General features: G+C 47.9%; 27 protein-coding genes and 1 pseudogene. 7 read left to right on the top strand and 21 right to left on the bottom strand.

Translation table 11 applies throughout. The annotated features are described in order from the left end of the window. Positions 1-108 precede the first annotated feature (108 nt). The 4 genes from P401_RS0102970 to P401_RS0102955 all read right to left on the bottom strand — a co-directional run bounded on the left by P401_RS0102970 (position 109) and on the right by P401_RS0102955 (position 5,920). A complete protein-coding gene (locus P401_RS0102970; RefSeq protein ID WP_029341151.1) occupies positions 109-2,664 on the bottom strand; it encodes a sensor histidine kinase in 2,556 nt (851 codons plus the stop codon). A gap of 206 nt (positions 2,665-2,870) precedes the next feature. After that, positions 2,871-3,311: a hypothetical protein gene (locus P401_RS0102965; protein ID WP_029341150.1), complete on the bottom strand. Its 441-nt coding sequence runs from the start codon at positions 3,309-3,311 to the stop codon at positions 2,871-2,873. A gap of 75 nt (positions 3,312-3,386) precedes the next feature. Next, positions 3,387-3,803: a hypothetical protein gene (locus tag P401_RS0102960; protein ID WP_029341149.1), complete on the bottom strand. Its 417-nt coding sequence runs from the start codon at positions 3,801-3,803 to the stop codon at positions 3,387-3,389. Next, complete coding sequence (locus P401_RS0102955) at positions 3,803-5,920, bottom strand: DNA topoisomerase III (RefSeq protein ID WP_029341148.1); 2,118 nt, start codon at positions 5,918-5,920, stop codon at positions 3,803-3,805. The genes P401_RS0102960 and P401_RS0102955 overlap by 1 nt, the downstream gene beginning before the upstream one ends. Positions 5,921-5,964: 44 nt before the next feature. Between P401_RS0102955 and P401_RS0102950 the strand changes: the two genes are divergently transcribed. Further along, positions 5,965-6,861 carry a DMT family transporter gene (locus tag P401_RS0102950; protein ID WP_029341147.1) on the top strand — a complete coding sequence of 299 codons (897 nt, stop codon included), beginning with the start codon at positions 5,965-5,967 and terminating at the stop codon, positions 6,859-6,861. A 186-nt stretch (positions 6,862-7,047) separates the two neighbouring features. On the opposite strand, the gene P401_RS0102945 is transcribed toward P401_RS0102950, so the two are convergent. Continuing rightward, positions 7,048-8,508, bottom strand: a complete 1,461-nt coding sequence (locus tag P401_RS0102945) for an MDR family MFS transporter (protein ID WP_029341146.1) — start codon at positions 8,506-8,508, stop codon at positions 7,048-7,050. 145 nt (positions 8,509-8,653) lie between these two features. Here P401_RS0102945 and P401_RS0102940 point away from each other — a divergent pair, with 145 nt between their 5' ends. Further along, entirely contained in the window at positions 8,654-9,469 is an 816-nt protein-coding gene (locus P401_RS0102940; RefSeq protein ID WP_023467637.1) for an SDR family NAD(P)-dependent oxidoreductase, read from the top strand. 44 nt (positions 9,470-9,513) lie between these two features. Here the strand turns inward: P401_RS0102940 and P401_RS0102935 are convergent, their stop codons facing one another. The 7 genes from P401_RS0102935 to rnz are packed head-to-tail and all read right to left on the bottom strand — an operon-like array spanning position 9,514 to position 14,265. Continuing rightward, entirely contained in the window at positions 9,514-9,885 is a 372-nt protein-coding gene (locus P401_RS0102935; RefSeq protein ID WP_023467636.1) for a hypothetical protein, read from the bottom strand. Between the two features lie 27 nt (positions 9,886-9,912). Next, positions 9,913-10,476, bottom strand: coding sequence for a hypothetical protein (locus P401_RS0102930; RefSeq protein WP_029341145.1), 564 nt, complete (start codon positions 10,474-10,476; stop codon positions 9,913-9,915). Continuing rightward, positions 10,473-11,426 carry an ATP-binding cassette domain-containing protein gene (locus P401_RS0102925; RefSeq protein WP_029341144.1) on the bottom strand — a complete coding sequence of 318 codons (954 nt, stop codon included), beginning with the start codon at positions 11,424-11,426 and terminating at the stop codon, positions 10,473-10,475. Before P401_RS0102925 ends, P401_RS0102930 begins: the two co-directional genes overlap by 4 nt. Continuing rightward, complete coding sequence (locus P401_RS0102920; RefSeq protein WP_029341143.1) at positions 11,362-12,081, bottom strand: hypothetical protein; 720 nt, start codon at positions 12,079-12,081, stop codon at positions 11,362-11,364. The genes P401_RS0102925 and P401_RS0102920 overlap by 65 nt, the downstream gene beginning before the upstream one ends. Next, on the bottom strand, positions 12,059-12,463 hold the full coding sequence (locus P401_RS0102915) for a DUF4430 domain-containing protein (RefSeq protein WP_029341142.1): 405 nt from the start codon (positions 12,461-12,463) through the stop codon (positions 12,059-12,061). Before P401_RS0102915 ends, P401_RS0102920 begins: the two co-directional genes overlap by 23 nt. Then, positions 12,460-13,356, bottom strand: a complete 897-nt coding sequence (locus P401_RS0102910) for a hypothetical protein (RefSeq protein ID WP_029341141.1) — start codon at positions 13,354-13,356, stop codon at positions 12,460-12,462. The genes P401_RS0102915 and P401_RS0102910 overlap by 4 nt, the downstream gene beginning before the upstream one ends. A gap of 3 nt (positions 13,357-13,359) precedes the next feature. Next, on the bottom strand, positions 13,360-14,265 hold the full coding sequence (gene rnz / locus P401_RS0102905) for a ribonuclease Z (protein WP_029341140.1): 906 nt from the start codon (positions 14,263-14,265) through the stop codon (positions 13,360-13,362). A 108-nt stretch (positions 14,266-14,373) separates the two neighbouring features. Between rnz and P401_RS0102900 the strand changes: the two genes are divergently transcribed. Next, a complete protein-coding gene (locus P401_RS0102900) occupies positions 14,374-14,553 on the top strand; it encodes a hypothetical protein (RefSeq protein WP_023467629.1) in 180 nt (59 codons plus the stop codon). 62 nt (positions 14,554-14,615) lie between these two features. Here P401_RS0102900 and P401_RS0102895 read toward each other — a convergent pair whose 3' ends face one another. Both P401_RS0102895 and P401_RS0102885 read right to left on the bottom strand, forming a co-directional pair. Then, positions 14,616-15,740 (bottom strand): M20/M25/M40 family metallo-hydrolase, encoded by a 1,125-nt coding sequence (locus tag P401_RS0102895; protein WP_029341139.1) that lies wholly within the window; start codon positions 15,738-15,740, stop codon positions 14,616-14,618. Between the two features lie 229 nt (positions 15,741-15,969). Beyond that, the gene (locus tag P401_RS0102885; protein ID WP_235147627.1) at positions 15,970-16,932 is read right to left on the bottom strand and encodes an aromatic acid exporter family protein; all 963 of its coding nucleotides are present in this window, start codon (positions 16,930-16,932) and stop codon (positions 15,970-15,972) included. A gap of 76 nt (positions 16,933-17,008) precedes the next feature. Between P401_RS0102885 and P401_RS0102880 the strand changes: the two genes are divergently transcribed. The 4 genes from P401_RS0102880 (at position 17,009) to P401_RS0102865 (ending at position 20,869) form a co-directional block, all read left to right on the top strand. After that, positions 17,009-18,085 (top strand): N-acetylglucosaminidase, encoded by a 1,077-nt coding sequence (locus P401_RS0102880; protein WP_029341138.1) that lies wholly within the window; start codon positions 17,009-17,011, stop codon positions 18,083-18,085. 57 nt (positions 18,086-18,142) lie between these two features. After that, the gene (locus P401_RS0102875; protein WP_029341137.1) at positions 18,143-19,078 is read left to right on the top strand and encodes a manganese-dependent inorganic pyrophosphatase; all 936 of its coding nucleotides are present in this window, start codon (positions 18,143-18,145) and stop codon (positions 19,076-19,078) included. 85 nt (positions 19,079-19,163) lie between these two features. Then, a complete protein-coding gene (fadH, locus tag P401_RS0102870) occupies positions 19,164-19,928 on the top strand; it encodes a 2,4-dienoyl-CoA reductase (protein ID WP_029341136.1) in 765 nt (254 codons plus the stop codon). A 227-nt stretch (positions 19,929-20,155) separates the two neighbouring features. Then, on the top strand, positions 20,156-20,869 hold the full coding sequence (locus P401_RS0102865) for a ZIP family metal transporter (RefSeq protein ID WP_029341135.1): 714 nt from the start codon (positions 20,156-20,158) through the stop codon (positions 20,867-20,869). Between the two features lie 77 nt (positions 20,870-20,946). Here the strand turns inward: P401_RS0102865 and P401_RS0102860 are convergent, their stop codons facing one another. From P401_RS0102860 to P401_RS17465, 7 genes and pseudogenes are all read right to left on the bottom strand, one after another. Then, on the bottom strand, positions 20,947-21,573 hold the full coding sequence (locus P401_RS0102860) for an HD domain-containing protein (protein WP_029341134.1): 627 nt from the start codon (positions 21,571-21,573) through the stop codon (positions 20,947-20,949). Further along, positions 21,555-22,091, bottom strand: coding sequence for a GNAT family N-acetyltransferase (locus P401_RS0102855; RefSeq protein WP_029341133.1), 537 nt, complete (start codon positions 22,089-22,091; stop codon positions 21,555-21,557). Before P401_RS0102855 ends, P401_RS0102860 begins: the two co-directional genes overlap by 19 nt. 65 nt (positions 22,092-22,156) lie before the next feature. After that, the gene (locus P401_RS0102850; protein WP_029341132.1) at positions 22,157-22,879 is read right to left on the bottom strand and encodes an amino acid ABC transporter ATP-binding protein; all 723 of its coding nucleotides are present in this window, start codon (positions 22,877-22,879) and stop codon (positions 22,157-22,159) included. Positions 22,880-22,892: 13 nt separating this feature from the next. Beyond that, positions 22,893-23,552 (bottom strand): amino acid ABC transporter permease, encoded by a 660-nt coding sequence (locus P401_RS0102845; RefSeq protein WP_029341131.1) that lies wholly within the window; start codon positions 23,550-23,552, stop codon positions 22,893-22,895. 57 nt (positions 23,553-23,609) lie between these two features. Then, the gene (locus P401_RS0102840) at positions 23,610-24,383 is read right to left on the bottom strand and encodes a transporter substrate-binding domain-containing protein (RefSeq protein ID WP_029341130.1); all 774 of its coding nucleotides are present in this window, start codon (positions 24,381-24,383) and stop codon (positions 23,610-23,612) included. Between the two features lie 288 nt (positions 24,384-24,671). Beyond that, positions 24,672-25,097, bottom strand: a complete 426-nt coding sequence (locus P401_RS0102835) for a BrxA/BrxB family bacilliredoxin (RefSeq protein WP_023467616.1) — start codon at positions 25,095-25,097, stop codon at positions 24,672-24,674. A gap of 30 nt (positions 25,098-25,127) precedes the next feature. Beyond that, positions 25,128-26,311: pseudogene (locus P401_RS17465) on the bottom strand (class I SAM-dependent methyltransferase). Positions 26,312-26,400: the final 89 nt, after the last annotated feature.

Raw genomic sequence — 26,400 nt, 5'->3', positions numbered from 1 at the left:
CGCATCTCCTCACTTCCTTTCTGTTTGATAGTAATCCGTTCCCGTTTTGCAGAGGAAACCAACAAAAAAACGCCCTTTGATTGAAAAAATCAAAGAACGTTTTTGACATTAACATTCATCTGCCGATTCCGTGACCGGTATGACGGACTGGACGATCGGTAGTTCGACGATGAACGCGGAACCGACACCTTCCGTTGATTCGACATGGATCATTCCTTCGTGTGAACGAACGATTTCCTGACAAATCGCAAGACCGAGACCGGTACCGCCGATTTTTCGACTATCCGAATTATCGACTCGGTAGAACTTACTGAACAGTTGTGGTAACGTGTGACGCGGAATGCCGATTCCTTCGTCTTCGATCATCAGCTGGACACGATCTTCGACTTGACGCATCGTAATCGTGATCTGACCACCATCCGGTGAATACTTGATCGCATTGTTGATCAGATTCGTGAACAGCTGGCGCATTTTTTGTTCATCAGCATGAATCCGACCCGTCGTCGTTTCTTCAAAATCAAGGACTAGCTCGTGATCTTTTGCCGAAGCCGTATGGAACTCGACCGTTTCCTGAATGACTTTCGTCAAATCAAGCGGTTTAAAGTCATACTGTTGCTGACTCGATTCCATCCGCTGAACATCGAGGAAGTCGTTGACGAGGTTCGTCAACCGTTCGGTTTCCCCATGAATCGTCTCGAGATACCGCTGACGTTTTGATTCATTGACGTCTCGCGCAAGCATCAATTCTGTATAGCCGTAAATCGAGGCAAGCGGAGTCCGTAACTCATGCGATACGGTCGAGACGAATTCCGATTTCATCCGGTCGATCGCCGTCTCTGCCGTCACGTCACGTAAGACGAGCATCGTACCGCGGAAACAACCACCGTAATGAATTTCCTCTGCATATAACGTGACGAATCGTTCTTCCTTATTGAGGGACAGCGACAAACTCTCTGTCGGAACTTCCTGATTGCATATTTGATCCATGTACGCTAGGAACGCTTCGTGTTGATCAACCTGTACCGCTAGTTCTTCGATTTTGACGTCAAGCGTCATTAGACCTTCATCCGTCACTTGATCGTGCGCCGGGTGATGGAACAAGGCGAGCAATGGTTTATTGGCAAAAATTATCTCCCCTTCGATATAAATGACAGCTTCTCGAATCGAATGTAGGAGTTTTGATGTCTTTTCACGCTCCCGTTCGACTTCTTCAAAAACACGCATCCGGAGCAAGGATAGTGCCAATTGGCGGGAGAACGACCAGATTTCGTCCGTCTGGTCTTCCGTGAAGGCATCCCGGTAACGAACGAGGTAGATACTTGCAATCATCGTATTCGTCGCCGGGTCCATCACTGGTACGACGATCTCATACATTGTGTACGGATAAGGCAACGGATGATGACTCGCCACTTGTTTACTGGAGCGTACAGCACGTTTATTTAAACGTGCGCGTTCGAGTAGTGATGTCGAAGCATGCAACAACTGATGCTCTTGGTCTGCCGTCATCCCGTACGAAACGAGATCCGTATAACGCTCTTGCTCTAAGAAGACGATGGCTCCGAGTTCGGCACCGGTGATTGTAATCAATTTTTCAATGATCGCCGGATACGCCGTCAATGTTTCACGAGAAGCAAGCGTTTCGGTCAACTCATTGCGATAACGCAAATGGGTCTCATTGCGTAACGTGACATCGAGTGCCTCTTCGAGTTCTTCCTGTTGCGATTGCAGTTCTTCTTGTTGCGCAACCAATTCCTCCTGCTGACTTTGTAATTCGTCATTACTTGAGACAAGTTGGTACTTTTGCCCTGAGATGGCGGCTGCCATCTGATTGAACGTCGTCGTCAACTCGCCGATCTCATCTTGACGATTCGTGACGACGATCGGTGTCGCATCCTCACCCTTAGCGAGACGTCCACTTTCACGGTTCAATTGACGAAGCTGACGGGTCAAGCGTCGGACGAATGGCCGGATGAAAACGAGTGTGATCAATAAAAGAATCGCAATGTTAACGACTCCTAAAATCTGAGATGAGTTAATTTGTTTGCCAAGTCGATCTTGTGCTGCCGTTTCCTGATCATTTAAGGAATTACGGTATTTCGTAAAAACCGACTCCATATCAACGATACTTGAACTCATATCAGCTGCACTCTTCGTCTTGATGTTGAACTTTCGCTGCGCATCGAGAGGTTTTGACTTCGTGACTTTTCCAAGCGTCGGCATCTTCAAGAACGGCTCCGTCACATCACCGTCTTTTTTCGCAGCGACATAATTGACGAGACTTGGCATGACGCGTTGTGTATAGGCCGTGTAGAGTTCCCGCGCGTCGGTCGCGTACTGCCGCTCTTCCGGGAAACGAGCGTTCCGCTCGAACCAGGTCGTTTGCCGATTGATGCCGTTCTTTTTCTGTTCGATTTCCTTTAACATCTCTTCGTCTCCAAGTAAAACGAAGCCACGCATCTCATATTGCATGCTTTGCCATGATTCATATAAATCAGTCGCCCGTGTCCGATGTTCATTTAACATTTTCAACTCTTGGCGTGATTCATCTACCTGTTGTTTCGTATATAGATAGACACCACCGGTCGTAAGGAGTAGCGTCAAAAAAATCGCATAAAATACGGTCATGATTTGTCGCTCGATCGTTTGATTCAGCCATGTTTTCATTAGAGGAATTCAACCCCTTTCTCTTTATACAGCTCGCGCAGTAAAGGTATTCCCGTTCATTCATTGTAAACTTTTTTCAATCGATACACAGTATTCTGCTCAAAAAGATTTCAATTTCATACAACTTTAATCTAAATCGTTGTATATGACAATTAGATGTCACGATTCAACCGTTTTCAACAAAAAAAGAGCCCTTAGGACTCTTTTTAATGGTGATGGTGATGTCGATGGACCGGCTGTTCATCAGCTAAATGATCCGCATCTAAAATGCCGAGCCGTAAGTACTGGACTTCGATCTGCTTTTTAATCGTTTCAGAGATTTGATCTGTTCCTTGAACGAGCTTTAAGATACCAGTCGCAATCCGGAATGGTTCAAGATTCGTCTTTTCGACCGGAAACCGTGTCAACGTCTTTAAGTATGCGACGTAGTTCAGTGCGTCCGATTCACCCGGACTCACGAGACGCGCCGCATGCTCGCGCAGTTGCTGCGTCAAAGAATTCGTTGAGATCCCCTTTGAGGCTGCAGATATGACTCCGAACAGAATGAAACCGATGATAAGAACGAAAAATCCGACCATGAAAATCGGCATGCCCGAGAAGAAGCCGTCGCCTCCCAATTCGCTTTCCATGAATGCTAGTGTGAACATGATGAACCCTCCAACTGAATAGGATGATGACGATAACTTGTCCTACGTCATCTTATTCCAGAAAGTTTCATCTCGTTAGGTAATTTTTTGTAATTCCGCTTGAAACCAATCTTTGACGTAAAAGCGTTCTGTCTCCGTCTCGATTTGATACGAATATAACACTTCGAAATCCCCTTCCGTCAACATCGGCAACGTCAATTCGCGCACGAGGTGACGTAACTCTTCTGTCAACTCAGCTTCGTAGCGAATGAATCCATCTTCCCGGTGTTCGACTTCCGTCAAATACGGAAGTAAAATATGCTTACCGAACGATTGTGGATCGTCAATCACTTCTGCTGTCACACCGAACAGTTCTTCTGCTTCTTCGACGAGTCCTTCTGCCGACTGTACCTCGATATGATCCGGAAACCAGACCGTCAAGCGGCGCCCTTCCTGTAACAGTCGTTCAAAGACAGGACGAAACGTTTGATTTTGAATCAGTTCGTATTGCATCAGTCTTCCCCCTTCGTGAATTCGAATTTTAATTGATCGCGTTCGAGATAGAGCATCGCCTTGAACTGACGCGCATTCTTTTTCATCTCGAGCGGTTTTGTTTTTTGACCAGCGAGTACTTTTTTAACTTCCGTTTGTGTCAGTCGGGCACCTAGAATCGTTTTCGGTAATGTAAAACCACAGTTATTCTTCTGGTATCCACTGCAACCATAAAACTTCCCACGATCAAGCACTGCTGACTGGCATAGTGGACATGGACCGACCGGGCGATTCGTTGCTCCACGCGGTGACTTGCTTTTAACTTGCGTTGGATCAACAGCGAGTTGCTCGATCCGTTGTTTCGCATCGACGACGAGATGCTCCGACAATTTTTTCGCCTGTTCAATGAACTGGGCGGCAGATGCTTCGCCTTTTCCAATCTGTTCAAGACGGCTCTCCCACTTCGCTGTCATTTCCGGTGAGGCAAGGATGCTTCCCGTCACGGCATCGATCAATATTCGACCTTTTGGTGTCGGATGAATCTCTTTTTTGACGAGTTTGATATACTCACGTCGTTTTAATCCATCGATGATCCCAGCACGGGTCGCTTCCGTTCCAAGCCCTTCGACTTCCTTCATGATTGCTTGCAGTTCATCCTCTAGCAACTTACCAGCTGTCTTCATGCCGAAGATCAGTGTCCCTTCCGTGTAGCGTTTCGGTGGCTCCGTTTGTTTCTCGAGCAGACGACAGCTTTTAATTGGCATCTCTTGTCCTTTTTCAACAGCTGGCAATTCGACTTCCTTTGACTCGATTTGTAAGACCTGTTTAAAGCCCGGATCAATCGTCCGACTGCCACGTGTCAAAAAGCGGTCCATCTCGCGTGTCGTTACGATTTCTGTCTTCTCCGAGACAGCGTCCGGTGCAAAGGCGGCAAGGAATCGACGGACAATCAAGTCATAGACTTGCGCGTCCCGACCAGATAACTTGGCGACGGCACCCGCTTCTTCTGTTGGAATAATCGCATAGTGATCGCTGACCTTAGCCGGATTGACGTAACGTTTATCGTTAGCTGGATTGTTCGTCAGGACATCCTTGATCGGGCTATATTCCGCTTGCTTCAGTAACCGATCAAGAATGACCGGGAACTGTCCCGCCTCCTCTTTTGTCACGAAGGAAGAGTCCGTTCGCGGATAACTGATCCAACCACGGATATAGAGTTTTTGCGCGATATCGAGTGTCTCTTTTGCACCGAGACCATACCGTCGGCTCGCTTCTGTTTGTAAGAGCGACAAACTGAACCAAAACGGTGGTCGTTCCGTCTGCCGCTTTTTCTCGATCGATGCGACGACTCCGGTTCCTTTCGTCCGATCCACGATCGCTTGTGCCTGTTCCCGGTCACTCAGCTTCGTCTGTTTCTTTGCATTGATGTATTTTCCTTTGTATCGCGTAAAATCCGCCTCGACTTCGTAGTACGTCTCCGGTCGGAAATTCTCGATCTGTTTTTCCCGTTCGACGATCAGTGCGAGCGTCGGTGTCTGGACCCGTCCGAGAGAAAAGACGTCGGCGATGCCCTTCTTCTTCAGTAACGTCGTATACGCACGGGACGCATTCATTCCGATCAGCCAATCGGCGCAAGCGCGACTCATCGCCTCGTGAAAAATGTTCTCCGTTTCTTTGCCATCGAGCAGGTTCGCAAACCCATGGTCAACCGCTTGAGGCGTCAGACTCGAAATCCAGAGTCGTTGTAATGGCTTTGCGTTGTTTGCGAGACGTAAGATCAATCGGACGATTGCCTCTCCCTCTCGCTCGGCATCCGATGCTATAATGATGGAAGTCGTCGTCCGCTCATTCAATAATTTCTTGATGACCTGGTATGGTTTACTCTTCCCTTTTGCCAGTCGGTAATCAAATCGTTCCGGGATGATTGGCAGATGATCGTAGTTCCATCGTTTCCATTTGGCGTCATAATGCGCCGGCTCCTGCAGTTCACATAAGTGCCCGACCGCATAAGCGAGTTTTGCTCCTTGCGGAAACCGGTCACACGGTTTGATTTCAATGTAGCCGTCCCGCTTCACGGACGGATACGGAGCTGCCAGTTTTTCCGCTTGTTTTGGTTTTTCAGCAATGATCAATTGCACACGCTTCACCCTCATTTCCTTACTTCAGACATGTGGAGGTACCCATGCCCTATTTTACGTTATTCATGGCTTTATTCTTTATTTCAACATCGGCAATCTTCGTCAAGTGGGCGGAGACCCCGATAGAGGCTGTCGCCTTTTACCGCATGTTGTTCTCGACCTTGTTGTTGCTCCCGCTCATTCGATTGAAGGAACTTTTGCAACTCAGTTCGTCAACGATCCGGCATATGCTATTAAGTGGCATTTTGCTCGCCGGGCATTTTTGGCTGTGGTTCCTCTCTCTTGATTATACGACAGTTGCGAGCTCGACGCTCTTCGTGACCGCGAGTCCGATTTTTGTCCTGGCCGGTAACGCATTATTCTTCAAACAACACCCGTCGCGCAAGGCACTCCTGTTCGTTGCTGTCGCCTTGTTCGGTGGCGGTCTCGTCGCTTACGGAGATATCGCCGTCGGTATGCGCGCCTTGATCGGGGACGGTCTTGCTTTGCTCGCAACGATTTTAGTCGCTGGTTACTGGTTGCTCGGTCAACACGTCCGCACAAGCGTTTCGACGAATCTCTATTCGTTCGGTGTCTACGCTGTCGCGTCGCTCGTCTTGCTTTTGTTATCATTGATTCAATCAACGAATCTCGTCGCTGCGTTCCAACAAGACTGGTGGCTGTATATTCTTCTTGCCGTCTTCCCAACGTTACTCGGTCACAATTTATTCAACTGGGCGCTCGCTCGTGTCAGTGCCAGTATCGTCAGCATCACGATCCTTGGTGAAGCGGTTTGGGGAATGATTTTCAGATACTATCTGTTCGATGAGAAGCTGACATGGATTCAAATCACCGGTGCCGCTTTACTGTTGATCGGAATCGGATTGTTCCTCCGACGCAATGAACGTGACATTCGTGAGCAGCTCGCCCAGCGTGAGAGTGCCACTAGTCAATCCTCCTAATTAAGAAGAGGATGACTAAAAAAAGAATGACTCGCCGCTTCACGCCCTTTCCTCAGGCGAGACACAAGCCAGTTTTCTGCTTCATTTGAGCAGAAAAGCGAGTCTTTTTTACGAAATAAGGGTGGCAGATCATCAGTCTGCCACCCTTTTCTTTGTAGAGATTGACTTTTGAGTCAGCCCCTTTCATTACGATCGTGGATCGTCAGGTCGAACTTTCGGTAAACGCCATGTCATCGCGAACGCGAGAATGGCACAAACGACTCCACCGATGAAGACGTAACGTAATCCATGTGACAACGCGATTTCTGCCGCATACTGTAGGTCCTGTCCGAACGTTTTTGCCGTACTCGATTGGAAGAATGGATCAATCGCGTACCCTGAAAGCGTGTCCGACGCTGCAAACGAACGAAGGATTGATAGGTTGAAGATCGTACCGAAGATCGCAACACCGAGCGTCTGCCCCGTCGTACTCAAGAACGAGTTGACGGCCGTCGCTGAGCCACGAAGTGACCAATCGACGGAAGTCTGCAAGACGACCATAAAGACGGGTTGTGAGAGACCAAAACCAATTCCGATCAGCGAAACGGCAAGATAGATGAAAACATCACTTGATTCGCGCGTGATCAACGATAAAATCACTGTACCGACGATCAGCAGTCCCATTCCTGTCATCGTCCGATACCGGGGTGAAGCCACACCAATCGTCCGTCCACCGATAATGGCGGTCAGCGTCCAAAAAAGCGACAGTGGCATCAACATGAAACCAGCTTCGGTCGGACTCTTGCCGAGTACCCCTTGGGCAAAAATCGGAATATACGCTGACATCGAGACGAGCACCCAGGCGGAAAAGAAGACCGCTAAGTTGATCACGAGAATGACCGGATGGCGAATGACTGCTGGCGGTAAGAGTGGATCGCTCGCCTTTTTCTCGACACGATAGAACGTGAACAATAAAACGAAACTAATGAAAAAACTGGCTAGAATGATCGGACGCAAGAACGTCTCTGACTCACTGCCCGATAATAAGCCGTAAAGAAACGCACTCATCCCGAGCGCAAACAATAACGCACCCCGGTAATCGATTTTCCGCTCCGTTTCACGGACCGTCTCTTTGTAGTAAACGACGATCATGAAGAACGACAATAACGCAAACGGTACGTTTAGTAAGAAAATATACCGCCACGAAAGCGATTCGACGAGGAATCCACCGACAAGTGGTCCAGCGACACCTGAGATTCCCCAGACAGCGCTGAGCACTCCTTGGATTTTCCCCCGCTCCTCATATGTATACAAATCACCAATGATCGTCATTGCGATTGGCAATACAGCTCCTGCCCCGATGCCTTGGACGGCGCGGAAAACGATCAACATCTCCATCGATTGAGCGAGTCCACAGGCTAACGAAGCGACGGTGAAGACGCCGATCCCGAATAACAGAACCCGTTTTCGACCATATAAATCTGCCATCTTTCCGTAAATCGGCGTCGAGACCGCCATGAACAATAAGAACCCGGCAAAGATCCAACTGACTAATTTTGCCCCGTTCAGTTCACTCGCCATGACAGGCGTAGCTGTTGCGACGATCGTCCCCTCGATCGCAGCTAAAAACGTCGCGAGCAACAAGGCGACGGTTACTTTTTTCCTCATTTGTTCCACTTCCCCTCTACTGTTCTATCATACTGGTTGGACCAGTGATAAGAAAAGTAAATGCTTACGAAACAGGATTCGCGGGAACGGTATGGAATGGTATACACTAGACTCAGATTCACGATTTCGAATGGAGGAATGTCCTATGTTACGAAAAACGGCACTGATTACCGGTGCATCGGGTGGAATCGGACTCGATCTCGCTGTCCTTGCAGCGCGAGACGGTTTCGATTGTGTCCTCGTTGCCCGCAATGAAAAGAAACTCAAGGAACTGCAACAGGTCCTTGAAAAACGCTATCAGATCAAAGTTTATGTATTCGCTGCTGATTTATCACTAAGCGACAGCGTTGATCGTCTCGTACAGTACTTAGAGGAGCAAGAATTGACAGTCGATCTATTGTTCAATAACGCTGGCTTCGCTACGTCGGGACGCTTTGCGGAAATCGATCCAACAGAAGACATCAACTCAATCCAGGTCAACGTCGTCGCCTTGACGGATTTGACGAAACGTCTTTTACCAGGAATGGTTGAGCGCGGCTTCGGACGCATCCTGAATGTCGCATCCGTTGCCGCCTTCATGCCAGGACCGTACATGAGCGTCTACTACGCGACAAAAGCCTATGTCCTGTCGTTCTCGGAAGCACTCGCAACGGAAGTCGACGGCTCTGGCGTCAGCGTAACCTGCCTCTGCCCGGGACCGACTGATACGAACTTCTTCGACCGGGCGAACATCACGCTACCGTTTAAGAGTATGCCGTCGCATCTCGTCGCATTCGCTGGGTATCGCGGTATGCTCAAAGGGCGTCGCGTCGTCGTTCCAGGTGCGAGCAACCGCGCCATGGTTTCCTTGTCTCGTCTCTTGCCACGCCGCCTGTTAACAGAAGTGACAGGTCGAATCCAAGATCCTGCTCGCCAGCAAGAATCCTCGACAGAAGAAGAACTCCTGTACGCGAATTCATGAAAAAAAACGGAAGGACCAGATAGCTGGTTCTTCCGTTTTTGTATTTATGCCTCGTGATGACGAAAACGCCGCGTCGCATAACGTTTGACGCGATCAAAGGTCGTCGTATAGCGATACAGATAACGAATGACGAGCGCACCCGTGATCGAGACGATGTAGCCCGTCGATAAGACGAGTAACCAGGAGACAATCGCGAGGAACCATGAACTCTCGAATCGTAAATGTTGCCAAAGTAATCCTTCTGATGAGGTAATGAGCATGGCGCTTGGGAAGATGGCGGCAGCAAGTAAGTAACAAGCAGCATAACGTCCTCTAATCGTACCTTTCATCAACAGAATACTGCCAAACACTAAGCCGACACTCGAGACGATGAGCAACATGACGACATAAGCAAGCGAAATCGACGATCCCAGCATATGCCTTCCCTCCTGTTCGGTATGTTACTATTCTGTACCCCTCTTTTCATCGAATGAATGCATAATTCGTAAAAAAATCGGAAACAATATCCAAATGAAGATCGCGTTACTGAATCCGTGAAGCATATCAAATGTTCCCCCGGCTACAAGCAGTGTCAAAAAAGCTTGCCACGAGAATCCGGTCAATACCAAGAACCCGAGATTGCTCACCCATCCGTATAAGAAACCAGCTAGAAATCCATATCCAGTCAATACGATCCGGTAACGAAGAAACGGAACGAATCCTAAACTGGCAATCGTTGCATACGCCAGCGCCTGAAAGAGGACGAACGGACCGCTTCCGAGAAATAAGCTCGTTAACACAACGACAAGCATCCCAGAAATGGCTCCGACGATCGGATGGATGAATACGGCTAATAATAAGACGAGTGCCGTTGCCGGCTGGACGTTCGGCAAACTGGAGAACAACAATCGTCCGACGATTGCCGCTGCCGTGATGATGGCGATGAACCGTAATCGTTGATCCGTCATCGGTAGTTTTTCGAAGATGATCAAGAACAGACCCATAATCAGAATCGTTGCGACGATCATACGAACAACCGACTTTCTTGTAAAAAATCCTTCGTCGGTCCATCGAAAGCAACTTCTCCGTGCACGAGATAAATGATCCGCTGTGCTGCCCGAATGAGAACTGGATCATGCGTCGCCATGACGATCAGATTCGTCGGATTCTGCTTCCACGATGCGACGAAAGCCATTCGTGCGCTGTCATCAAGTCCAGCCGTCGGTTCATCAAAGTAATAGCTGTCTTTACTCCAATCGATACCGTCCAAGAGACGTTTTTTTTGCGTCGTAAAACTACCACTTCGATCGTCTAATGGCGCAAGCATCGGATGCGCTGGTACATAATGCGTCTCCCCCGACCGCCGGACTTTTCCGTATAGCGGTCGCTCGACACCGAGCGCGAGTCGTAGTAACGTCGATTTCCCACTACCATTCGCACCGACGATCGCAATGCGTTCACCTTGGTGAAACGACAATTTTTCTGTCACGAGTGCATAGCGTGTCTGTAACGGATAACGGTGTTGGACGTTTTCGATCCGATTCAGGATACGACCTGTCAGTTCAGTGGCGCGACTCGTGATGGACAAGTCGGATTGTATCGTCATCGAGCAATGGATCTGACAACCAAACCGTCGTTCGATTTCTTCAAGCAATCCCATTAATCGCTTTCGCCTGACATGATCAAGAAAGAGAAACGGTTCCGACAAGAACAGGGTCTTTGGTGACGAAGACAACGCATGACCGAGACCGACGAGCTGTTGTTCTCCGGATGAGAGTTCACTGGACTCCGCTTCAAAAAAAGCTTCTAGCCCAAGCAAGGTCGCGAGTTCTCCTGCTCGAAACAAGGAACCCGTCGCCAGAAGATCTCGGACACGTCCATGAAGCAACCGCTCCGGTGTCAATACCGGTTTTTCATGTCCGCCCGCCTGTTGACGTAGTCGCTCTTCGCGATCGGTGTCGGTATACATGATAGGCATCCCGGATTCCTCCTTTTGTAAATAATAGCGCTATAGGCAAAATCATCGCCGGAATGATTGCCCATGGTGTCAGACAAAGAGCCAGTCCTGCCGCAAGCAATAAACCTATCTGAACATCACGTCGCGTGATCGGTCTTAAGCGAGACGGCACCGCTTCGATCGGTACGATATGATAGGCGGCCATCCGCTCCAGTCGAACAGCAAGCGACGTATCCGGATGACTCATCTTGACTTCGGGCCAAGTGCGTAAGAAAGATGGAATCAGCGCCAGCACCATACCCGTCAATCGTGTCAGTCGAGGTAAGAAACGAAACAACGGTCCCATCTGATCGAGTCGAACCAACGTAAAAATCCATTGACTCGACGTGATGAATAGCGTCACTTGGACCGTCGTTTCATAAATCGCAACTGTGTCGATGCTTGCACCATAAAGAAGCGGGACACACATCATGACGGCATAAAGAGCCGGGAGGACTAAATAGCGAAACACAGTCCGTTCTTGAACGAATAAAAACAAGAGCAGATGATAGACGACGATCACTGATTGATCATGTGTGAGGACGAACGGGATCGTAATCATCCCGATGAAAAAGAGAGCGACGTTCACTGGGTGAAGTCGCTCCCGTTCTGGTTTACTCAAAATAAGCCATTGCATCTTTTTCAAATCGCCATTCGAGACGATCTCCTTTTTTCAGTTCATAACTTCCAGCACCGACTTCGCCTGGTTTGCCGTTGACTCCGAAGACCCAGCCACTACCTGCTCCAGCTGATTTCTCTCGAATCCCATCGACTGCCGTGACATATGCCATCTCACCTTTACCTGTTTTGACGACATCGAGCGTCGTATCTTCAAGTGCATCAAGTGCCGTATCTTTTTCGTTCAAGCATACGTCTTTATCAAACAACGTCTTATCCTTGACGTGATCCACGACCGATACCTTGACTTCCGCCTCACAAGACGCTGTTTGTTGTTCCTCTTTTGCTTCCGCGCAACCGGCAAGTAACACGATACTTGCAGCAAATAGCCATTTTTTCATCGTACGACTCCTTTTCGCCTTGATGTCTCAAAGCTGTAATTGTATAACAGAATGGTTTTATTTCGTAAGGATTGACCGTCAGAACGGTAATACGTCAGACGGACCGCATTCGCTAAGACATCGTCCCCTGTATTGACGTACGGAATCAATTTCCCTTCGTCATCAATCAAGAAGACCGTTGCATCCTGTAGACTAAACGTTTCATAGAGCCCATCGAGATCCATCTCGACATAGGGTGTTTTGGAATCATGTAAAATCTCATGAATCGAAAGCTTTCGCAACGTCTCAAACGATTGATTCGCATCAATCAGTTTCTGGTAATACGACGTCAACGATTTTGTCGTCAACTCTTCACGTGGTCGATAGGAAATCGTTCCTGTCAGCTCCTGATAACTCACATCGTAACGAATGAAACGTTTCGGTGTTTCGACGAGCATCTCAAACGAGGCGTTCCTGAGATTCCCGCCCCGATCGAACATCAACTGACTTTGTTCCATCCGCAGCCCCTCTTCACCGACACGTCGTTCGATTTGAGAAAGGAAATTGTCGAATGAGTCATCCGTGATCGTCACGCGACCAATCTGTTGTGTCTCTTCCCGCAACATCCCACCATCAAACGGACCGAGAAATAGTTGGAACAGGAAGAATAAGAACCCAAAGAGTGCCATATACCGTTTATAACGCGAGTTCTTTTTCGGATGCAGGACAATCAGGAAAATGATGATGCCGAGCGGTAACTGAATATCATAGACTGGAAATGACACGGCCCCGAGACACGCATAAAAAACGAACTTCATGTACAAGTATTTTTCTTTTTCCGTCCGACGTTCGAGCAAAAAACCTAATCCGCTAGCAGCCAGTAAAAAGAGTGCCCATAGAATGAGAAAGTCCATCTTCTATCCTTTGACCGGGACGACCCGGTGATCAAACATAAGATGGCTGTTCGCGAATACTTCTCGTGCCTCTTGTTCCAGTACTTCTTCTTGATCGACATAACGAGCGGATACGTGCGTCAATAGAAGCTTTTTCGCCTGTGCCGTTTCTGCAATGACAGCTGCCTGTCGAGCGGTCGAGTGACCGAAGCGTCCCGCATGTTCGACTTCTCGATCGGCAAACGTTGCTTCATGGACTAATACATCGACGTCTCGCGCCAGTTCGACCGAGGCCGCGCACGGCATCGTATCACCAAGAACAGCTAGCTTAACACCCGGTTTTGGTGACTCTAAAAAGTCGGACGACGTATAGACTGTTCCTTCGAATTCAAAGGTTTCTTCCAGTGTGATTCGGCGATAGAGCGGACCGGATGGCACTCCAAGTGCCTTCAGTGCATCAACACGCAAGGCACCTCTTTCCTCAGGACCTTCGAGTCGATACCCGAACGCTAAGAAACGATGCTCAAGCGACCGCGCCGTCACGCGAAATCCGTCCTGTTCATAGGTTTGACCGTCTTCGACTTCAACGATCCGGAGTGGATAACGTAGATATGTTCCTGTGATGCGTAATGTCGCGTCCATCCATTCTTTGATCCCGGTCGGTCCATAGATCGTTAGCGGTGTCGTTCCTTCTAGCGCTGCTCTTGTGCTAATGAAGCCTGGTAAACCAAAGATATGATCCCCGTGTAAATGGGTAATGAAGATCGCGTTGACTTTTCGTGGTTTGATCGGGCTGTGTAAGATTTGATGTTGCGTCGCTTCTCCACAATCGAACAACCATGTCATTTTGGGGTGTAACAAGGCAATCGATGTGACGTTTCGTTGTTTCGACGGCATACCGGCTCCTGTCCCTAAAAAATAAAATTCCATCTTTTTCCCCTTTTCGTAAAATTAGCATTTTTTATACACAAAATACACCTTTCTTCTGTTGAAGCATGGTAAACTGTACCTATTCAGATTTGGAAGGTGGTTTTTTCCATGACTAAGATTGAACGGACCTATGCCCGAATCGTCCGGGAAGCCCGCAAACTGAACGAGAGTTATCGGCAAAAATACGGAAAGTCGATTCAAATCGATGAAATCGCTTCGACCTTATTATGTACAGAAGAACTCGTTCTAGAGTCTATGGAATATGTTGATCGTCCTCAAGTAGTTTAATCGTACAATGATAAAGAGTGTACCGCAATGTTGCGGTACACTCTTTTTTGTGTTTCATCAGCTTATTTGTTCGTGATGTAATCAACTAGCGTCACGCAAAGTTCCGCTGTTTTGACGAGTTCTTCGATTGGCATCTTCTCATTCGTCGTGTGGATATCTTCATATCCGACAGCCAAGTTGACCGTTGGGATACCAAAACCAGCAATGACGTTGGCATCTGATCCGCCACCAGAATGTAAGAGGCGTGGCGTGCGTCCGAGTTGTGTGATCGCTGCTTTCGCGACTTCGACGACTTGATCTCCATCCTCGAACTTGAAGCCCGGGTACATGACTTTGACTTCGACTTCAGCACGACCACCAAGCTCTGCTGCTGCTTCTTCGAACGCCGCTTTCATCTTCTCTGTCTGTGCCTCCATCTTCGGAGCGACGAGTGACCGTGCTTCCGCGAAGATTTCTACATAATCACAAACGATGTTCGTTGATGGACCACCACCGCTGAACCGTCCGATGTTCGCTGTCGTCTCTTCATCAATCCGACCGAGCGGCATTTTCGCGATTGCTTTTGACGCAATCGTAATCGCCGAGACACCTTTTTCCGGTGCGACACCAGCGTGAGCTGTTTTCCCGAAAATCTTCGCATTGACTTTTGCTTGCGTTGGAGCAGCTGTAATGATGTCTCCGACTTTTCCATCTGAATCGAGTGCAAAACCGTAATCGGCATCGATTTTTGATGGGTCAAGAACCATCGCACCGACAAGTCCAGATTCTTCACCGACTGTGATGACGAACTGAATTTTCCCGTGAGGTTGTTTCGTTTCATTCAATACATGCACGAGTTCGATCAGAGATGCGAGACCTGTTTTATCATCTGCCCCAAGAATCGTTGTGCCGTCCGTCTTGACGTAACCGTCCTCGATGATTGGTTTAATGCCTTGCCCCGGAAATACCGTGTCCATATGGGAAGTGAAATAAATTTTGTCGACCCCTTCTTTTGTTGCTGGAAGTGTGACGATCAAGTTATTTCCTTTATGTTCGGTCTTAGACGAAGCGTCATCCTCAAACACATCACATCCGAGATCCTCGAACGTTTTTTTCAAGTGAGCACAAATCCGTGCCTCCTCTTTTGATTCCGAATCAATCTGGACAAGTTCTAAAAACGTATCTAATACGCGTTGTTCATTGACCATGACAAAACCCTCCTCCTAATATGTTTCAATCCATTAGCGCTTTTTTAGTATACCATCCCCATCGTCATTTGCACTTCTGAAAGGTTGTTTGTACAATGGCATTAATCAGTTGATGTAAGAGAGGAGTAGTGGATATGGCAAAACCATCGAAACAACAACGCATCATTAAATGGACAACAATCGGGATTTTAGCAATCTTCCTGATCGGTACGTTCGCTTCGACGATGTTTTATTTCTTTTGATTAACGTAGCGTTGTTTTAAACGTAAATATTGCTCCGCTTCTTGTAGCATGTGCAGTAAGGCAGAGCGGACCTCGAATTCCTCCCGCGTGACGGGTAAGGCAGAGGCACGAAAACGTGTCAATAATGCCTCTAGTTCTGAAATGTACACCATTGCGTCGGCTTCAGGTCGGACATTGTCACCAATCGTCCGAAAGAAGTCGGCGACTTTTTTTCCTTCTTCGACGACGAGGACGAGTTCCTCGGCATGATGGACGATACCGCGTAGTAACTCGAATTGTTGTTCGCGCATCCGGAAGTAGGCATAATCTTCATCATCGTTCCGACGACCGATCGCGTTTCCCATTCGTTTTAAGGCGGCATCCTTCCCTTCACGTAACAGACGTTCTGTCTCGTCAAGCGTCAACGCATGATGATTGACCCGCCCTGTCTCGATCGCAGCGGCGACTTCGAAGAATAAGGCGGCGATTCGTTGGTCGATCTTTTCTCGCCGGTCGTCAATCAATAAATCAAGACTTGGCATGTACATGTTGACAAGTAATCCGACACCAACACCAATGCCAAGCAATAAGGATTCGTTCAATAAGATGTGCGCGTTAAGCTGACGTTCCGTATACAAATGGGTCAAAATGACGACACTCGTGATGAAACCGTCCTGAAGTCGGAGGCGTTGCACGGATGGAAGGAATAAAATGAAATAGATCAATAACGTCACCGGACGATAGCCGATGACTTCGAATAGAATAAATCCGAGCACGATGGCAAGTAATGATGCCATGATGCGCTCGTAAGAAGACCGGAACGTCTTCTTTCGTGTCGACTGGATGCTCAAGATGGCGATGATGGCAGCGAAGACGTAATAGTCGAGCTTGAGTTGTTCTGCGATCCACATCGCGAGCGCAGCAGCGACCGCTGTCTTCAGCGTACGATAACCGATTTGCAACAGGTTCACCCCCTTTTGTTTTTCTTTGTTAGACTACCTACGTTGGACAGGAATGTCCATTGCTTTTTAAAGGACGTGATTTACTTTGACGACACGCACTATCCGCCCCGGTCGTCCCGTGCGCCGGACCGGTTCGATAAAAGGATTACTTTTTTTCTTCCTCATCGGAGTTCTCTTGTTCTTTTGGCTCCGCGAGGAACCGAAGACTGTCTTAACCCCACCAGCGCCTTATACGGCTGAGCGCTATGAAAAAGGCAAAATCAACGAGCAAGACTTCCAGACGTTCGCCGAAGCGAAGCAGTACGCGGGACAGCGTGGTGCTGTCAAGCGTTCATCGGACGACCGCTACGTCTACCTCGGTGGACCAGGTACTGGGATCGTCGATGATCGTGGTATTCTATCGATTCATCGTGATCCTGAGTTAAAGAAACGGCTCACGTACGTCGCTTCCGGCACACGTGTCCAGTTGCTTGAGTTCGGTGAACAGACAAGTCGTGTCAGCATCGCCGGCGTGACGGGTCATGTCCCAACGGACCGCTTACGTCCGTTCCCGGCAGAACGAGTCTCGAATGCATCGTATTATCAGACGAAAGGAGATCGTCTCCTTCACTACATCGTCGCGGACAGCGGACTTGGTGGACTGATCGTTGCCGGTGAAGCGACGAAAACGACGCCTCGGACGACAAAATATGTTGAATCGAAGACATTAACACGTGATTTGACGAAGCCGACGCGCCTCAGTGCCAAACAACTCGATGCGTTCATCAAGGAGCAAGCACCGGACAGCCCCTTGATCGGTAAAGGAAAAGTCTTTAAGTCCGTTGAAAAGAAATACCGTGTCAACGCGGCCTATCTACTCGCACACGCCATCCACGAATCCGATTATGGACGGTCGGAGATTGCCCGCGAGAAAAATAACTTGTTCGGCGTCAATGCGACCGATTCCGCGCCGGGAGAAGATGCGACAGTCTATAAATCCTTGACGGACTCGATTCAGCAGACCGGTCGTTTCATTGCAAAGGATTATCTCGATCGGGACGGTCGCTATTACCGTGGCGCGTACCTCGGAAACAAACAAAAAGGGATGAACGTCTTTTACGCGTCAGACCCCTTCTGGAGTGAAAAAATCGCTGGTATCATGGTGAAAATGAACGCTTTCTAAATCCGAGATATGATACACTATAGGGCGAGACAACAATCATTGAGGAGTGAACACGTCATGGAAAAAGTTTTAGTATTTGGTCACAAGAATCCTGATACCGATACGATCACATCGGCAATCGCTTATGCAGAATTAAAGAAAGCACTCGGTGTCAATGCCGAAGCCATCCGCCTTGGTGAAATGAATGATGAAACGTTATTCGCACTCGATACGTTCAAAGTGACAGCACCACGTCTAGTGACAGAAGTCGCAACGGAAGCATCACACGTCATTTTAGTCGACCACAACGAACGTCAGCAAAGTGCGAACGATATCGATGCTGTGACTGTCACAGAAGTCATCGACCATCACCGAATCGCAAACTTTGAGACATCAGATCCTGTTTACTATCGGGCTGAACCGGTCGGCTGTACAGCAACGATCCTGAACAAGCTCTACAAAGAGCATGGTGTTGCAATCAAACCAGAAATCGCTGGTTTGATGCTGTCCGCAATCATTTCCGACTCGCTTCTGTTCAAATCACCGACTTGCACGGAGCAAGATATCATCGCAGCGCGTGAACTCGCAGAAATCGCTGGTGTCGATGCGAACGTCTACGGTCTTGAGATGCTCAAAGCTGGAGCTGATCTCTCGAAGAAATCGGTCCCTGAATTGATCTCACTTGATGCAAAAGAATTCACGATGGGAACACTCAAAGTCGAAATCGCTCAAGTCAACACGGTCGATACAGCAGAAGTCTTGCTTCGCCAAGAAGAACTCGAAACAGCAATCAACGAAGTCATCCTTGCAAAAGGTCTTGATCTATTCGTCTTCATCGTCACGGACATCTTGACGAACAACTCAGTCGGACTCGTCCTCGGGAAAGAAGCGAACCTCGTTGAACGTGCTTACGGTCTTGAAGCGACGAACAACCTTGTTTACCTCGAAGGTGTCGTTTCACGTAAGAAACAAGTCGTTCCTGTCTTAACAGATACAGCTCTTGCAACACAATAAGTTCAAAAAAGAAGGAGTTCGCTCCTTCTTTTTTGAATAAAGAATATGAATGGCTGTTCATTCATTACATAAAGGAGGAATCTATATGACACAAACGATCATGGTGACGGGTGGAACAAACGGAATGGGGAAAGCGATGGCGCTCGCCTTAAAGGAAGCCGGCTGGAACGTCGTCGTTACAGGACGCGACGCGGAACGCTTGCAACTGATGGATGAAGCATTGGATCAGATTCAAGGCGAACATCTGACGATTCAGATGGATGTCCGTGACGCAGACGCTTGTCTGGCTGCTGTCAATCAAGCACGCGAACGGTTCGGTCGTCTCGAAGCATTGATCAACAATGCTGCCGGGAACTTCATCTGTCCGACCGACGAGTTATCACCGAACGGCTGGAAAACGGTCATCGATATCGTCCTCAACGGGACATTCAACTGCTGTCACGCTCTGGTCAAAGGATGGCAGGAAGATCAAGTCGTTGGCGGACAAATCGTCAACATCGTTGCATCTTATGCGTGGCAAGCCGGCGCTGGTGTCGCTCCGAGCGCTGCTGCGAAAGCCGGTGTCCTGAACTTGACGCGAACGCTTGCCGTCGAGTGGGGTTATAAATATCAAGCCCGTGTCAACGCAATCAGTCCGGGACCGATTGAACGGACAGGTGGTGCTGATAAACTTGCTTTATCACCGGAACACGCGGAACGAATTCGTCGCAACGTCCCGCTCGGTCGATTCGGGACACCGGAAGAGATCGCAATACTTGCAACGTGGATGGTGTCAGATCAAGCCCGCTACTTGAACGGAGAATGTATCGCTCTTGACGGTGGTCATTGGTTAAATAAACAACCTTTCTAATGATTGAGATGGAATGACTCAAGAAGTCAGTCTCCACAAAGATAAGAATGACGCGTTTCACGTCACTCCTACAGGATCTTGTGTCTCGCCTGAGAAAAAGGCGTGAAAAGACGCGTCATTCTTTTTTGAGTCAGTCCCTTGCATGCGTCTCGAACTATTTTTCTTTCTTTTCGCTATGTTTATGAATTATCTAGAACAGGTAGAAAGGACAAGAAGGAGGCGATCGTATGTGGGAAGCGTTCGGTTGGGGAGCGTTAGCAGGTGGTGCCGTCGTCATCGGTGCCCTGTTTGGATTGTACTTACCCTTAAAACAACGACTGATCGGCTATATCATGTCGTTTGGGACCGGCATCTTGATTGGAGCAGCGACGTTTGAGTTACTCGATGAAGCATTAAAGAAGTCAACGACACTCGTTGTCGCGATTTCCTTCATCGTCGGAGCACTCGTCTTTACAGGATTCGACCTATTCGTTTCGTCACGCGGTGCGAGTAAACGAAAACGCTCATCTGGTGGGAACGAAGGCACGGGAACGGCGATTTTCTTCGGGACGATCCTTGATGCGATCCCTGAATCAATCATGATCGGTACCAGTCTGTTATCCGGAAATGTCAGCGCGGCACTCGTCGCGGCCATTTTCGTCAGTAACATTCCGGAAGGTTTATCGAGTACGACCGGTTTGCGAAAAGATGGCTTCTCGAAGAATAAAGTATTGCTGATGTGGGGAGTCGTCTGGTTGATTTCCGCTCTCGCTTCTCTCGCTGGCTACACGATTCTTGCAGAACTCCCGGACATGCAGTTTGCCATGATTGGTGGCTTCGCAAGCGGTGGGATCATCGCGATGCTCGCTTCGACGATGATGCCGGAAGCTCACGAGGAAGGTGGTGCGATCGTTGGTCTGTTCGCAGCACTTGGGTTGATTACAGCAATTATCCTCAGTTAATAACAAAAACAATGCGCATTTTCCGTAAGCTTAGTCGGAAACGCGCATTGTTTTTTAGTCATTTCGAAAATCGGTCTTCAGCTGTCTGTCGTACCGTCCCACTCTTGCTTGAACCGAGCAACAAACTCTTCCATATAGCGATGCCGCTCCTCTGCTAAATGAAGTGCTGCTTTCGTATTCATTAAATCTTTTAGTCGGAATAACTTTTCTTCAAAATGATTCAGGGCACTCGTCTCTCCCGTTCGGTCACCGGGCTCTCGTGGTGCTAGTCCAGGCACATGCATCGGCTCTCCGAACCGACCAGCGAACTGAAACGTTCGTGCAATTCCAATTGCACCAATCGCGTCGAGACGATCAGCATCCTGGACGATTTTCCCTTCGATTGTCCGCATTGGAGGGCGTGTCCCGTCTTTATAGGACAAGCTCGTGATGATGGCTAGAATCTGTTCCTGTTCTTCTTCCGTCACCTTTCCTTGCAAGAAGGTCGCGACCTTCTCTGCCGTTCCCCCGAGTTTGCTATCTGCTACGTCATGAAGTAAGGCAGATAGTTCGATGATTTTGACGTTTCCGCCTTCTTGTTTGGCAATATGTAACGCTAAACGACGAACCCGTTCGATATGGGCATAATCATGACCTGAAAAGTCCGTCGCGTGAAACGACCGGACGAAGATTTCTGTTTCTTGAATCATTGTCGATTCCTCCATTCTGGTTCGAGTAATCCATAAAGTAACATGTCATGCCGCTCTCCGTCTCGTCGTAAAAAGGCACGGTATCTTCCTTCCTGTACGAATCCAAGGCGTTCGTACAGCTTAACCGCACGTGTATCATACTCAAAGACCGTCAATTGAATCCGGTACAGGTTCAGCTCTAAGAAGGCGTATTCGAGGATTGTCTGTAGCGCATCCGTCGCATACCTTTGCCCTTCACAATCCGGATCGATTTCGATCATCAGCCATGCCGTTCCGTGTGTAAATAGAATATCTTCCAGTGCAACGACGCCAATCATCCGTTCATCTTCAAAATTGCGAATGGCAAAACGGAATGTTTCCGGTGCATCTGTCGCCATCATCTGTTCGACCTTGTCCATCGATAAATGGCGGTATGGCGTCGCACTAAAATGACGGGCAAACGTTACATCGTCAAGTAGACGTTGCATCACTTCGGTATCTTCCCGTTGAAAACGCGTCAGCCGGATGTGGTGACCTTCCAGTAGTTTTTTCAATTTTATCCCCCTCTATACTAAAAAACCGAAAAACGCTAACCCTTTTCAGAGTTAGCGTACTGTGATCATAAAACTTTTTCGAGGAATTTTTTCGCCCGGTCCGTCTTCGGATTGTCGAAAAGTTCAATCGGTGAACCTTCTTCCATCAAAATTCCTTCATCGAGGAACAGGACACGATCCGCAACTTCTTTCGCGAAGCCCATCTCGTGTGTGACGATGACCATCGTCATCCCACTCTCAGCCAGCTGCTTCATGACGTCAAGAACTTCGTTGACCATCTCCGGGTCAAGAGCGGACGTCGGTTCATCAAACAGCATGACGTTCGGTTCCATCGCAAGCGCACGGGCGATCGCGACCCGTTGTTTTTGCCCACCTGACAACTGGTTCGGATAATTATCGCGTTTTTCCGCTAGACCGACACGCTCAAGTAACGTCTCCGCCCGTTTAACTGCCTCATCCTTTGAGATACCAAGGACGTTAATCGGTGCGTACGTCAAGTTATCGAGAACGGACTTATGCGGGAACAAGTTGAACTGTTGGAACACCATCCCGATGTTCTGACGTGCTTTTGAGATATTTGCTTTTGGTTTCGTCAATTCGAAACCATCGACGATGATTGTTCCACTCGTTGGTTGCTCCAGTAAGTTGATACACCGCAGAAATGTTGATTTACCGGATCCCGACGGTCCGATGACAGCGACGACTTCACCGCGTGTAACCGTCGTCGAGATACCTTTTAATACTTCTAATTTTCCGAACTGCTTATGCAAATCGGTGACTTGGATCATAGGTTCCATCTGATTACCCACTCTTTCTCATAGCTTTTTCGACTTGTTGGCCTATCAAGCTCAATCCCATGACGAGAACAAAATATACGAATCCGGCAAACAATAACGGTTCGAAATAAATCGCCTTTTCTCCTCCGACGATTTGCGCACGACGCATGACATCAAGCACACCGACCGTCGAGACGAGTGCTGATTCCTTCGTCAACGTGATCAATTCGTTCATGATCGCAGGAAGGATATTTTTAAAGGCTTGCGGTAAAATGATCGAACGGAGTTGTTTGAAATACGAAATACCGAGCGCATCCGCCGCTTCCCACTGTCCACGATCAACAGCTTGAATCCCTGCCCGGATGATTTCCGAGATATACGCTCCGGAGTTTAGGGAGAAGGCAATGATTGCCGATTGATATCCTGTTGTGACATACCCTGTCAGTTGCGGTAATCCGAAGTGGACGATCGCCAGTTGCAAGATCAGTGGTGTTCCCCGGAAGATCGCCGTGTAGGCATGACCGATGAAACGGAGAACCCGGCTCTTCGTGATTTTCAGTGCCGCGACGACGATTCCGATCAGCATCCCGGCAATGGCCGCCACGATGACGACTTGGAACAGGACCGGAATCCCCTCGAGAATATATGGAATTGAATCTTGAATCTTTGTAAAGTCTATCATAATCAATCTCCTAACGTCGCACAAAAGGGATGAGGTTACCCCCACCCCCATGCACTTGACTTATTTTGCTTCTTTTTGGAACCATTCTTCTGCCAATTTATCGATTTCACCACTGTCGATCATCTTCTTCAACTCTTTGTTGAAATCGTCACGCATCTTGTCCCCTTTTTTGAAGGCGATCGCTGAACCAGCTGGACCATCTTCTTCAATCTGGTACGTTTTCAGGGATGCATCTTGATCCATGTATTTGACGGCAACTGCATCCTCGATGATGAGGGCATCAATCCGACCTGTATTTAATTCTTGAATGATTTCTGGGATTTTGTTTAAAGGAACCGCTTCGCTGTCTTTAAAGCGATCTTTTGCGAGTCCCTCTTGGATGGAACCAAGCTGGACACCGATTTTTTTGCCTTTGAGTTCGTCTTCCGAACTAATGGCTTTATCTTTCGTCATGACTAAGTTTTTTGATTCGAAGTAGATATCCGTGAAGTCAGCGTTTTTCTTCCGCTCTTCTGTTGGTGTCATGCCCGCCATGACGAAGTCGACACGACCTGAGCTGAGGGCACCAAGTAAGCTACCGAACTCCATGTCTTCGATTTTTAAGTCATACCCGAGATTTTTCGTGACTTCTTTGGCGATCGCAACGTCGAATCCGACGATGTCCTCTCCTTTTTTCGTATCGATGTATTCAAATGGGAAGTAATCCGCTGACGTTCCCATCGTCAATACTTTATCACTTTTACTTGATCCACCTGTTGATTCTTCCGACGCGCCACATGCTGCCATCGTGACTGCCAGAATGCCTGCCATTGCCGTTGCTAATAATTTTTTCATTCGAGTTTTCCCCTTCCAACGCTCAATTGTCAGAACTTTAACAATAGTATGACTTATGTGTATGTCCAATTCAATACCGAAAAGCCTGACCTGTTCTATTGCTTTTAGGATATACGAATATTTATTCACTGTAAAGCATAAATATATAAATTTTTTTAATTTTCTATTCATAAATCATGCATAAATGACTTTTTATACAATTTTGCAAACGCTTTCAATTTAAAAATTTATTATTTTAATCTCATGAATGCGCAAAAAAAAGACCCCTTTATCAGGAGTCTTCTTTGCTTATGCGTAGATTTCAATCAATGATTCAAGTTTCTCGACGACCTCTTCTGCCGTGAACGATTCGATGTCGAACCGCTCAACCATCGAGAGGATGTTTCCGTCTTGCATTAGTGCAAATGATGGAGATGAAGGTGGATAACCTTCGAAGTATTCACGTGCACGGTCTGTCGCTTCGCGATCTTGTCCAGCGAATACCGTGACGAAATGATCGGGCTTGATTCCCTCTTTCCGATTGACGTACGCTGCAGCAGGACGGGCGATCCCGCCAGCACATCCACAAACAGAATTGACAAGGACAAGTGTTAACCCTTCGCGTTTCATTGCTTCATCCACGCTCTCTGGCGTCGTTAATTCTTCAAATCCAGCAGCTTGCGCTTCTTTGCGGGCTGTTTGGACAACATCTTCAAAATACATTTGGAAATCCATCGTATTGCCTCCTTTGATTCGTTCTCCATCTTATTGTACGAGTTTCGGTGAAATCTGTCCAAGTCTGCCGCTTAATTCACTTTCTAAAAATGGACGGGCATGCAACAAATCACGGAACGCGATGTAGCGGTCGATTTTTTCTTCTGTTGGTCGTTTATTTTGTTTATAGGCGCGAATCAAGATGTTCTTCGGTGTGTGCTCGAGGTCGATGAATTCGAGGAGTTGCGCTTCATAACCGACGAGTGTCAATAACTCGGCACGAATCGAATCTGTCGCAAGTGATGCAAATTTTTCTTTAATCAGTCCGTGCTGGAGCATGACATCGAGTGGCGAACAGTCGAGTTGACGGTTCAATTCCTTTTGACAACACGGTACGCTCAGGATGACTGATGCATTCCAGTCGACAGCTCGCGCGAGTGCGACATCGGTTGCGACATCACAAGCATGGAGTGTCACCATCAGGTCGACTTCCGTCTCCCCTGTGTAATCATGAACGTCCCCGACGCGGAATGTTAGATCGGTATAATCCAGATCACGCGCAATTTGTGTACATTCTTCGATGACTTCTTTCTTTAAATCAAGACCTGTCACTTCGAGGTCAAATCCTTTGACGACTTTTAGATAATGATAGAGAGCGAACGTCAAATACGATTTTCCGCAACCGAAGTCTAGGATCCGAAGTTTTTTTCCTTTTGGCAAGGCAGCAATGCTATCCTCGACGAATTCAAGGAAGCGATTGATTTGTTTAAACTTATCGTACTTTTGCTTTTTGACCTGTCCCGCTTCCGTCATGACGCCGAGGCGAATCAGAAACGGAACCGGCACACCGTCTTCTAATAGATAGGTTTTTTTCGGTCATGCGACAAGAGAGCTTTCATCGGTTCCTTTTTGGATGTCTTGAGCGCGACTTTCATCTTTTTCGAGAGCTGGAACTGCCATTCTTCTTCTTCAAAACGGAATAAGAATTGGCGGAATTCCGTGAACCAGTCATCGAGTCGCCCGACGAAATCGTCCATTAAAATATTTTCATGCTTCATAACGCGTTCAAATTGAAACTCAACCTGCATCATCACCGTATCTCTTAATAGAATCGGTTTTACCTTGATTCGTCGGAGATCATTTGATTTTTGACGCGGATTACTTATCGTTGCATGGATCAGTGTTCCTTGCGTGATTTGCGAGGCAAGGCTCGCTTTTAATTCATGTAGTTCCACTAGTCGTCCCGTCCTTTTCTGATGTTCTTTCGAAACTGTAGCAAATTCGTACCTGTTCGACAAGTTTACACGCTTCATCATTCGCACAT

Origin of the sequence: Exiguobacterium acetylicum DSM 20416 (genome assembly GCF_000702605.1) — a bacterium.
Taxonomy (GTDB): domain Bacteria; phylum Bacillota; class Bacilli; order Exiguobacteriales; family Exiguobacteriaceae; genus Exiguobacterium_A; species Exiguobacterium_A acetylicum.
Note: the sequence above shows the minus strand (reverse complement) of the source record. Positions and strands in the feature narration are given on the sequence as shown.